Source organism: Pseudomonas sp. (assembly GCF_049300855.1).
Taxonomy (GTDB): domain Bacteria; phylum Pseudomonadota; class Gammaproteobacteria; order Pseudomonadales; family Pseudomonadaceae; genus Aquipseudomonas.
The window spans coordinates 25,705-37,110 of sequence record NZ_JBAQKH010000042.1; the positions used below are offsets into that span (position 1 = coordinate 25,705).

At 60.3% G+C, this 11,406-nt stretch carries 7 protein-coding genes; 1 reads left to right on the top strand and 6 read right to left on the bottom strand.

The features are described 5' to 3' along the window. Positions 1–273 precede the first annotated feature (273 nt). The 5 genes from WA225_RS21445 to tpx form a co-directional block, all read right to left on the bottom strand. Positions 274–1,746: an efflux transporter outer membrane subunit gene (locus tag WA225_RS21445; RefSeq protein WP_422609491.1), complete on the bottom strand. Its 1,473-nt coding sequence runs from the start codon at positions 1,744–1,746 to the stop codon at positions 274–276. Further along, complete coding sequence (locus WA225_RS21450; RefSeq protein WP_422609492.1) at positions 1,743–4,850, bottom strand: efflux RND transporter permease subunit; 3,108 nt, start codon at positions 4,848–4,850, stop codon at positions 1,743–1,745. The genes WA225_RS21445 and WA225_RS21450 overlap by 4 nt, the downstream gene beginning before the upstream one ends. A 142-nt stretch (positions 4,851–4,992) precedes the next feature. Next, positions 4,993–8,094 carry an MdtB/MuxB family multidrug efflux RND transporter permease subunit gene (locus WA225_RS21455; protein WP_422609493.1) on the bottom strand — a complete coding sequence of 1,034 codons (3,102 nt, stop codon included), beginning with the start codon at positions 8,092–8,094 and terminating at the stop codon, positions 4,993–4,995. Next, complete coding sequence (locus WA225_RS21460; RefSeq protein ID WP_422609494.1) at positions 8,091–9,398, bottom strand: MdtA/MuxA family multidrug efflux RND transporter periplasmic adaptor subunit; 1,308 nt, start codon at positions 9,396–9,398, stop codon at positions 8,091–8,093. Before WA225_RS21460 ends, WA225_RS21455 begins: the two co-directional genes overlap by 4 nt. 175 nt (positions 9,399–9,573) lie before the next feature. Then, the gene (gene tpx, locus WA225_RS21465; protein ID WP_093432986.1) at positions 9,574–10,074 is read right to left on the bottom strand and encodes a thiol peroxidase; all 501 of its coding nucleotides are present in this window, start codon (positions 10,072–10,074) and stop codon (positions 9,574–9,576) included. 336 nt (positions 10,075–10,410) lie between these two features. Here tpx and WA225_RS21470 point away from each other — a divergent pair, with 336 nt between their 5' ends. After that, positions 10,411–10,836 (top strand): YciI family protein, encoded by a 426-nt coding sequence (locus tag WA225_RS21470; protein WP_422609495.1) that lies wholly within the window; start codon positions 10,411–10,413, stop codon positions 10,834–10,836. Between the two features lie 266 nt (positions 10,837–11,102). Here WA225_RS21470 and WA225_RS21475 read toward each other — a convergent pair whose 3' ends face one another. Beyond that, positions 11,103–11,309: a DUF6124 family protein gene (locus WA225_RS21475; RefSeq protein WP_422609496.1), complete on the bottom strand. Its 207-nt coding sequence runs from the start codon at positions 11,307–11,309 to the stop codon at positions 11,103–11,105. Positions 11,310–11,406: the final 97 nt, after the last annotated feature.

The following is an 11,406-nucleotide window of genomic DNA, read 5'->3' on the forward strand; positions in this document are numbered from 1 at the left end:
TTGCGTCCATTCTCGGTCGGGCAAATGCGGCGATTGTACTGATTGCACAGAAGAACGCACTGACAAAGTAATCAAATTGCCATCAACCCGATGAAACGCTTGTTTGATCGTCCGACGAGGCTCTGGCGCGGCGTTCACGGCTTTACCCGATCGTTCCCACGCTCTGCGTGGGAATGCCTCAGCGGACGCTCTGCGTTCGGCTCTGGATGGGACGCGGAGCGTCCCGGGCTGCATTCCCACGCGGAGCGTGGGAACGATCAGTGAAGCCAACCTTCAGCGGGTGTTATCGCTGACATCCAGTTGTCCGTCCCAACCACCGCCCAGCGCAGCAATCAATTGCACGCTGGCGATCAAGCGGCTTTGCAGAATATTCAGCACATTGCGCTCGTTGCTCAACGCTGTCGCTTGCACCACCACCACATCGATGTAGGCAATCAATCCGGCCTTGTACTGGTTTTCCGTCAGGCGCAGGGAATCCCGGGCGGCATCCAGCGCTTCCTGGCGCACCGCGGCTTCGTCCTCATACACCTTCAGTTGCACCAGATAGTTTTCCACTTCGCGGAAACCGTCGAGCACAGTCTGGCGGTACTTGGCCACGGTCTGATCGTAGACCGCTTCAGTGCGGTCGACTTCGGCCGAACGGATGCCGCCATCGAAAATCGGCAACGACAGTTTCGGCCCGACCGACCAGAAGCGGTTCGGCAGGCTGACCAGATTCTGCGAGGTACTGCTGCTGTAGCCGCCACTCAGGCTCAAGGACAGGTCCGGGTAATACGCTGCTTTCGCCACGCCGATGTTGGCGTTGGCCGCGATCACCGAGCGTTCTGCCGAAGCGATGTCCGGACGTCGCTCAAGCAACTGCGACGGCAGGCTCAACGGCACCTGTGGCAGGTTCGGGATGGTCTGGGTTTCAGCGATGTTGAAATCCGCCGGTGCCTGCCCGGTCAGTACGGCGATGGCGTTTTCAAACTGCGCGCGCTGCCAGATCAGATCGACCAGATCGGCCTGGGTGCTTTTCAGTTGGGTCTGCGCCTGCGCCACCGCATCGCGCCCGGAAACACCGGCGCGGTACTGGTTCTGAGTCATTTTCAGCGAACGTTCGTAGGCGGCAACCGTCGCTTCGAGCAGGCGTTTCTGCTGATCGATCACCCGCAGTTGCAGGTAGTTCTGCACCAGTTCCGATTGCTGGCTCAGGCGCATCGCCGCCAGATCGGCAAAACTGGCCTGGGCGCTGGCCTTGTCGGCCTCGAGTCCACGGCGCAGCTTGCCCCAGACATCGGCTTCCCAACTGACGCCCAACTCGGCGTTGTAGGTGTCACGGATGCCGCTGGAGGAACTGCTCAAACTCGAACTGCTGCTGCCGGTGCCTTGGCTGGAACGGGTTTTACCCAGGCTCAGGTCAACACTGGGGTAAAACGCCCCGCGCGCACTGCGCACCAAAGCCTGCGCCTGACGGAACTGGGCTTCCGATTGCGCGACTGTCTGGTTGAAACTGTTGAGTTTCTCGATCAGCCCGTTGAGCTGCTGATCGCCGTACAACTCCCACCAGGCACCTCGGGCCAGCGAATCGCTCGGGTTGGCCTGGGTCCAGCCCTCGGCTTCCTTGTACTGGGCAATTTCAGCGGTCTGCGGACGCTGGTAGTCCGGGCCGACGGCGCAGGCACTGAGCATCGCCACGCACAGCGACAGGCTCAACAGACGCGAGCCGCGAGCAGTGGCCAGATTGAGAAACGAACGGTCAGTCATAGCGGAGTTTCCAGAGCGGCGTCAGTACGCACGCCACGCCATTTGTTGAAACGATGGCGCAGCTTGTCGAGATAGAGGTAAACCACAGGGGTGGTGTAAAGCGTCAGCACCTGGCTGAAAATCAGCCCGCCGATGATCGTCAAACCGAGCGGCTGGCGCATTTCCGCACCTTCGGCACGGCTGAGCAGCAACGGCAAGGCACCGAGGATTGCCGCCAGCGTGGTCATCAGAATCGGCCGCAACCGCTGCAGGCAAGCACTGCGGATCGATTCCAGCGGGGACAGGCCCTGATGGCGTTCCAGTTGCAGCGCCAGGTCGATCATCAGAATGGCGTTTTTCTTCACCACGCCAATCAACAGGAACAGCCCGAGCAACGAGATCAGGCTGAACTCGCCCCCCAAGGCATAGATCGACAGCAACGCACCGACACCGGCTGACGGCAGCGTCGACAGAATCGTCAGCGGATGGACGTAGCTTTCATACAGCACGCCAAGCACCAGATACACCGCCAGCAGCGCGCCGAGAATCATGAACGGCTGGCTCTTCTGCGTCGCGGCAAAGGCGTCGGCAGTACCGGCCATTTTCGCGATGACGTCTTCCGGCAGGCCGAGCTTGGCAATCGCCCGCTCGATCGCGGCGCTGCCCTGCTCCACCGTCACGCCTTCGGCCATGTCGAAGGAAATGTCTTCGGAGGCGAACTGGCCTTCGTGGCTGACGCGGTCGTCTTCCAGGCTGTTTTCGTAATGGGCAAAGGTCGACAACGGCACCCGCGCGCCATCGGCGGTAATCACCTGCACTTGCTTGAGCGTCACCGGGTCCTGGGCGTATTTCGGATTGACCTCCATCACCACCTGGTACTGGTTGAGGCTGTCGTAGATCGTCGAAATCTGCCGCTGGCTGTAGGCGTTGTTCAGCACCGCGGTGACCATGTTCATGTCGACACCGAGGCGTTTGGCCTGATCGCGGTCGACAATCAGCGTTACCTGTTGCGCACCGCGCCCTTCACGGGCGTCGATCGCCGTGAGTTCAGGCAGCGCCCGCAACGCGCTGACGACTTTCGGATACCACTCGCGCAGCGAAGCCAGATCACCGCTCTGCAGGATGTAGCTGTATTGCGAGGTGGTCTGCTCACGACCGCCGCCGAACTGCAGGTCCTGATCCGCCATCAGCATCAGTTGCGCACCAGGGACCTTGGGCATTTCCTTGCGCAGGCGTTCGATGACTTTCTGCGCGTTGAGCTGGCGCTCCTTGATCGGCTTCAGACGTACCAGCATGAAGGCGTTATTGGTGCCGTTGGTGCCGCCGATGAACCCGGCAACGCTTTCCACCGCTTCGTCCTTGAGCACGGCACGGCGGAAAATTTCCATTTTCGGTTGCATCACGCTGAACGACAGGCCGTCGTCGCCGCGCACGAAACCGATCAACTGGCCGGTGTCCTGTTGCGGCATGAAAGTTTTCGGCACCACCACGTACAGCGCAACGTTGACGCCGACGGTGATCAGCAGGCTGAGCAAGGTCAGGCGGCGGTGGCGCAGCACCCAGTCGAGGCTGGTGGCGTATTTGCCGACCATCCAGTCGTTGGTGCGGCGGCTCCAGCGTTGCAGACGGTTTTCCTGCCCCGGCGTGTGCGGTTTCAGCCAACGGGCGCAGAGCATCGGCGTCAGTGTCAGGGAAACCACCAGCGACACGACAATAGCCGCGGCCAACGTGATAGAGAACTCGCGGAACAGGCTTTCGACAATCCCGCCCATGAACAGAATCGACAGGAACACCGCCACCAGCGAGACGTTCATCGACAGCAAGGTAAAACCGACTTCCTTGGCCCCAAGGTACGCGGCCTGCATCGGTTTGACGCCTTCGTCGATGTGCCGGGAAATGTTCTCCAGCACCACGATGGCGTCGTCCACCACCAGACCGGTGGCGAGGATCAGCGCCATCAGCGACAGGTTGTTTAGTGAGAAGCCGTAGAGGTACATCACCGCAAACGTGCCGACCAGCGACACCGGCACCGCCAATGTCGGAATCAGCGAGGCGCGGAAATTACCGAGGAACAGGAACACCACCAGAATCACCAGCGCCACGGCAATCAGCAAAGTCATCTCGGCTTCGTGCAGCGTGGCCTTGATCACCGGCGAGCGGTCCATGGCCAGGTTCAGCTTCACGCTGGCCGGCAGCACGGCTTGCAGGGCAGGCAGTTGCGCTTTGATCTCGTTGACCGTCTCGATGATGTTGGCGCCGGCCTGGCGGTTGATCACCAGGAGCACCGCCGCGTCGTCGTTGAAGAAACCACTGTTGTAGCGGTCTTCGACGCCGTCGCTGACCTTGGCCACATCCTTGAGGCGCAGCGCCGCGCCGTCGGCGTAGTGGATGATCAGTGACTCGTAGTCCTTGGCTTTTTCCAGCTGGTCGTTGGCCTGGATCTGCCACAGACGCTGACCATCCTCGACCGAACCCTTGGGCCGGCGCACGTTGGCATCAGCGATGGTCTTGCGCACATCGTCGAGCGCCACGCCGTACTGGTTCAGCGCCTGCGGTTCGAGCTCGATGCGCACCGCCGGCAGCGAGCTGCCGCCGATCTGCACTTCACCGACGCCCTGCACCTGCGACAGGCTCTGCGAAAGAATGGTCGAGGCCAGATCGTAGAGCTGGCCTTTTTCCAGCACGTCCGAGGTCAGTGACAGCACCATGATCGGTGCTTGCGACGGGTTGACCTTCTTGTAGGTCGGCATGCTGCGCATCCCGCTCGGCAACAGGTTGCGCGAGGCGTTGATCGCCGCCTGCACTTCCCGCGCCGCGCCGTTGATGTCGCGGTCGAGGTCAAATTGCAGAATGACCCGGGTCGAGCCCTGACTGGAACGACTGCTCATGGTGTTGACGCCGGCGATGGCGCCGAATGAGCGTTCCAGTGGTGTGGCCACGGTGGACGCCATGACCTCGGGACTCGCACCGGGCAGACTGGCCTGCACAACGATCACCGGAAAATCCATTTGTGGCAGCGGCGCCACCGGCAGCAGACCGAAGCTGACACCGCCAAGCAGCATGATCGCCAGGCTCAGCAGCATCGTCGCGACCGGACGCTTGATGAAAGGACCGGAGAGGTTCATTGACCGCAGTCCCCTGCTCCACCGCCCAACCCTGTGGGAGCGAGCTTGCTCGCGAAGAGGCCGGCACATCCAACAGAGTCAGTAACTGACTGACCGCTTTCGCGAGCAAGCTCGCTCCCACAGGTTTTGTGGTGATGCAAAGTCATACCGACACCTCTTCAGTGTCAGCATTGGTCTTGCCAAAGCGTCGCCCGAGGCGGTCGAAATACAGGTAGATCACCGGCGTGGTGAACAGCGTCAGCACCTGACTCACCAGCAGACCACCGACCATCACCAGACCCAGCGGTTGACGCAATTCCGCCCCGGAGCCGGTGGCGAGCATCAACGGCACCGCACCGAAAAGCGCCGCCAACGTGGTCATCAGGATTGGCCGGAAGCGCAGCAGCGCGGCTTGATAGATCGCTTCCTCCGGGGCCATGCCTTGATTGCGTTCGGCATCGAGGGCGAAGTCGATCATCATGATCGCGTTCTTCTTGACGATACCGATCAGCAGAATGATACCGATGATCGCGATCATGCCCAGGTCATTGCCGCTGAGCAGCAACGCCAGCAAGGCGCCGACCGCCGCCGACGGCAAGGTCGAGAGAATGGTGATCGGGTGAATGTAACTTTCGTACAACACGCCGAGCACGATGTACATGGTCACCACGGCCGCCAGAATCAGCAGCAAGGTACTCGACAGCGATGCCTGGAACGCTTCGGCCGCACCCTGGAACTGAGTCTGCACGCCGACCGGCATGCCGATGTCCTTCTGCACCTGTTCAATGATGTCGACCGCATGCCCCAGCGCCACACCGGGCGCGAGGTTGAACGACATCATTACTGCCGGGAACTGGCCGATGTGGGTAATCGCCAGTTGCGCCTGACGTTCTTCGACGTGGGCCAGACTCGACAGGCGTACCTGCGCACCGTCGGTGGTCTTGACGTGGATCTGGTCCAGCGCCTGCGGGCCGATCTTCTCCCCAGCCTGCGCCTGCAACACCACGCGGTACTGACTGGCCTGGGTGTAAATGGTCGAAATCTGCCGCTGGCCGAAGGCGTCGTACAGCGCATCGGTGATGTTCGCCACCGAGACGCCAAGGCGGGAAGCGGCATCGCGGTCGATCACCAGATAGACCTGCAAACCCTTGTCCTGCAAATCACTGGCGACGTCGGTCAGCTCCGGTCGCTGCGCCAGTGCTTCGACCAGACGGCCGCTCCACTGGCTGAGCAGTTCGGAGTCCGGCGAGGACATGCTGAACTGGTACTGCGTACGGCTGACCCGGTCTTCAATGGTCAGGTCCTGCACCGGCTGCATGAACAGACGAATGCCGACTAGTTTGTCCAGTTGCGGTTGCAAGCGCGCAATCACTTCAGTGGCGCTCAGATCACGATCGTTGTGGGGCTTGAGATTGATCAGCAAGCGGCCGCTGTTGAGCGTGGCGTTGTCACCGTCGACACCGATGTAGGACGACAGGCTCTGCACCGCTGGGTCCTGGAGAATGATTTTCGCCAGTTCCTGTTGACGCTCGCCCATTGCCGCAAAGGAAATCGACTGCGGCGCCTCGGAAATGCCCTGAATGACCCCGGTGTCCTGCACCGGGAAGAAGCCTTTCGGCACCACCATATAAAGAAACACGGTGAGAGCCAGGGTGCCGATGGCCACCAGCAGGGTCAGCGGCTGATGCTTGAGCACCCACTGCAACTTGCGCCCGTAAGCGGCAATCATCCAGTCGATGACAGCACCGCTGGCGCGGTAGAAGCGGCCCTGTTCGTGCTCTTCCGGTTCACGCTTGAGCAGACGCGCGCACATCATCGGCGTCAGGGTCAGCGAGACCACCAGCGAAATCAGGATCGCCACGGCCAAAGTGATGGCGAATTCGCGGAACAACCGCCCGACCACATCGGCCATGAACAGCAGCGGGATCAACACCGCGATCAGCGACAGGGTCAGGGAAATCAGGGTGAAGCCAATCTGCTTGGCGCCCTTGAGCGCCGCTTGCATCGGGCTGTCGCCCTCTTCGATGAAGCGCGCAATGTTCTCGAGCATGACGATGGCATCGTCGACCACAAAACCGGTGGCAATGGTCAGCGCCATCAGGGTCAGGTTGTTCACCGAAAACCCGGCCAGATACATCACGCCAAAGGTGCCAATCAGCGACAACGGCACGGCCACCGACGGAATGATCGTCGCACTGGCGCGGCGCAGGAACAGGAACGTGACCATCACCACCAGAGCGATGGCGATGAGCAATTCGTGTTGCACGTCGGTGACCGAGGCGCGGATGGTTTGCGTGCGGTCGGTCAGCACCGTCACGTCGAGACCGGCCGGCAGGTTGTCGGTAATGCTCGGCAGCAATGCCTTGATGCGGTCGACCACTTCGATGACGTTGGCACCCGGCTGACGCTGGATATTGAGCAATACCGCCTGATTCTGGTTGGCCCACGCGGCGAGGCGCTCGTTCTCGGCGCCATCGACGATTTCCGCAACGTCCTTGAGCCGCAGCGGCGCGCCGTTTTTGTAGGCGAGGATCAGGTTGGCGTAATCCTTGGGCGAGGTCAGTTGGTCGTTGGCGTCGAGCATCGATACCCGCGTCGGGCCGTCGAAGTTACCCTTCGGCTGGTTGACGTTGGAGGCGCTGATCAAAGTACGCACGTCCGACAGGTTCAGGCTGTTCGCGGCCAGCGCTTCCGGGTTGACCTTGATGCGCACGGCCTGACGCTGACCGCCGGCAATGCTGACCATGCCGACACCGCTGATCTGGGCGATTTTCTGCGCCATGCGCGTATCGACCAGGTCATTGAGCTTGGGCAGCAGCATGGTTTTCGAGGTAATCGCCAGAGTCAGCACCGGGGTGTCTGCCGGGTTGACCTTGTTGTACACCGGCGGTGCGGGCAAATCGGTTGGCAGCAGATTGGTCGCGGCGTTGATCGCGGCCTGCACCTGTTGTTCGGCGACGTCCATGTTGATGTCGAGGCTGAAACGCAAGGTCAGTACCGAAGCACCGCCGGAGCTGGTCGAGGCCATCTGTATCAGGCCCGGCATTTGTCCGAATTGACGCTCGAGCGGCGCCGTCACGGCACTGGTCATCACGTCCGGGCTGGCGCCGGGATACAGGGTCATGACGCGAATGGTCGGGTAATCGACCTGCGGCAGTGCCGACACCGGCAGCAAGCGATAAGCGATCAGGCCGGCCAGGACAATGGCCAGCATGCTCAGGGTGGTGGCTACCGGACGGAGGATGAACAGCCGCGAAATGTTCATGCGCCCTTCTTGGCCTTATCGGTGACAGCAGCGTCAGTCGGGTTGGCGGCGGACTTGCCTTGCAGGTGTTCGGTCGGCGTGGTCGGGACCTGATTGCTGTCGTTGACCACTTCCACTTCGCTGCCCTCTTTCAGACGGTCAGTGCCTTCCAGCACCACGCGGTCGCCGGCGGCCAGGCCTTCAGTGACCACGGTGTTTTCACCGTCACTGGCACCAATCTTCAACTGGCGAATGGTGACTTTCTTGTCGCCCTCCAGCGCATAGACGAACGTGCCGTTGTTGCCGAACTGGATGGCCGCCGACGGGGCCAGCACCACGCCTTTCAGCGTATCCGCCAGCAAGTGCACATTGACGAATTGGTTGGGGAACAACGCCTGATCGCGGTTTTCGTAGCGGGCCTTGAACTTCAGGGTGCCGGTGGCGACGTCGATCTGGTTGTCGAGGCTTTGCAAAACACCGGTGGCTTGCAGTTTGGTGTCGCCACGGTCCCACGCCTCGGCTGGCAGCCTGGCGCCGCTGCGATAGCGCGCGAGTACGGTTTCGAGGCTGTTTTCAGGCAGCGTGAAAGCGACGCTGATCGGTTGGGTCTGGGTGATCACGGCGAGGAACGTGGTGTCGTTGGCGGTAACGAGGTTGCCGACATCGACCTGACGCAGACCGACGCGGCCGGCAATCGGCGCGCGGATCTTGGTGAATTCGAGATTGAGCTTGGCGTCGTTGACCGCCGCCTGATTGGTCTTGACCGTGCCCAGATACTGACCGACCAGCGCTTCGGCGGTGTCCAGCGTCTGTTTGGCGATGCTGTCCTCTTTGAACAGACCGCGATAACGCTCGACATCAACCTGAGCGTTCTTCAGTTGCGCCTGATTCTGCAGCAAGGTGCCTTCGGCCTGCAGCAAAGCGTTCTGGTACGGGCGCGGATCGATCTCTGCCAGCAGGTCGCCGGCCTTGACCATTTGCCCTTCTTCGAAATTGATCTTGACCAGTTCGCCGCCCACCCGGCTGCGCACATTGATGGTGTTGAGCGCGGTCACGGTGCCCAGCGCCTTGTAATACAGCGGGAAGTCGCCGGTAACCGCCGGCGCCACGCGCACCGGAATCGGCCCGGTGCCACCGCCGAAGCCCGGCCGCATCATCCCCGAACGCCCGGCATGCCCGGCTGCAGCCTTCTCACCGGTCTCCTTGTGGGCTGAACCGGCCGGCCAGAATTTCCAGCACAGGACGGCGATAACCAACAGGACCAGCAGGCTGATCAGCCAGCGACGGGATTTGCGTGGGGACGATTGCATGGAGTCATTAACCATTGGGCGCGTGGGCTTCTTTTACGGGAGGCTGAACGATAAGCACTGATGGGGATTAAGCAAAGCAGCTTTACCGGCAATTTACCTTCAACTTACGTTTCAAGGTGTGAGGCAAAACACTGATACACAAATGAAAACGGCCTGGACAGGGCCAGGCCGTTAACAATTGTAAATGCGCTTATTTCAGAACGGACAGTGCCGCTTCGTAATTAGGCTCTTCAGCGATTTCCTTGACCAGTTCGCTGTGCAGGACGTTGTCGTTTTCGTCCAGAACCACGACGGCGCGAGCGGTCAGGCCTTTCAGCGGGCCGTCAGCGATGGCCACGCCGTAGTTCTCGATGAACTCGGCACCGCGCAGGGTCGACAGGTTCTGTACGTTTTCCAGACCTTCAGCGCCGCAGAAGCGTGCCTGGGCGAATGGCAGGTCAGCGGAGATGCACAGCACAACGGTGTTGGCGATGTCGTTGGCCTGAGCGTTGAACTTGCGCACGGAAGTCGCGCAGGTCGGGGTGTCGACGCTTGGGAAGATGTTGAGGATTTTGCGTTTGCCGGCGAAGTCTTTCAGGGTGACGTCGGACAGATTGCCGGCAACCAGAGAAAAGGCTGGCGCCTTGGAACCGGCTTGTGGCAACTGGCCGTTGACTTGAACCGGATTGCCTTTAAGGGTGACTTGAGCCATGACTTGAGTCCTTCTGATGTTTTGATTGGAAAGCATGCAAGAGGCCGAAGTTAACCACGAAATTGTCCGACGACCTATGCCCTGTTTTGAAATTGTTGGGTGCCTGCGCGAAAAATTGTATACAAAACCAGCACAATTCCCATGTGGGAGCGAGCCTGCTCGCGAAGGCGCCGGATCAGTCAGCATAAATGTTGAATGTGACGACCTCTTCGCGAGCAGGCTCGCTCCCACATTGGATTCTGCGGTGTTATTGGTCTTTTATTTAGAGCCCCTGTCGATTCACCGCCGGCCCGTTCGACTAAGTAGTGAATCCCCACAATCCACGGAGTACCCGCCATGCGCTTCATGATCCTTGTAAAAGCCAGCGCCGATTCGGAAGCCGGCATCATGCCCAGCGAAGAGCTGATCACCGCGATGGGCAACTTCAACGAAGAACTGGTCAAGGCCGGCATCCTGATCGATTGCGATGGCCTGCATCCGAGCAGCAAAGGCGCCCGCGTACGTTTCTCCGGGGACAAACGCACGGTGATCGACGGGCCGTTCATCGAGACCAAAGAACTGGTGGCCGGTTACTGGATCTGGGAAGTGAAATCCAAAGAAGAAGCTATCGAATGGGTCAAGCGCTGCCCTAACCCAATGTCAGGCGATTCTGATATTGAAATCCGCCAGATATTCTCTGCCGAAGACTTCGGCGCCGAATTCACCCCCGAAGCGCGGGAACAGGAAGAGCGTATCCGCGAACAAGCAAAGAAAAACAGCTGAACCGGATATCACATGTAGGAGCTGCCGAAGTTCGGGCCGCGATCGGACGATCTTTTGATCTTGAGAAGCAACGTCAAAAGATCACAGCCTCGTTTCACTCGACATCTACAGAACCGGTCAGTCGGGCAAAGAGCAGATCTTGATCGTTCCCACGCTCTGCGTGGGAATGCCTCAAGGGACGCTCTGCGTTCCAGCTTGCGAATTTGACGCAGAGCGTCAAGGGCTGCATTCCCACGCAGAGCGTGGGAACGATCATTCAAGAGCGATCAGTTCTTGAGTTCGACGTGATCCAGCGCTTGATTCACCGCCAGTTCACCCAGCATGACAACTTGTGCGATCCCCAGTGCGGTCTTGCGCTGCGAGGTTTCCAGCGAGGCGGCGAAGTTGATCAGCATCTCGCTGGCCGAGCCGAGGGTTTCGCTGGCGTTGGCGAGCAGGGATTCGGTGTTGTACCTGGGATTGGCGAGGTACATGGGTTCCGGTTCATTGGCGCTGGACATGATGCGGGCGGCGGGATTGAGGTAGTAATCGAGGGCGCGGTCGGCGGCTTCGTGAAGTTTTTTACTGTCG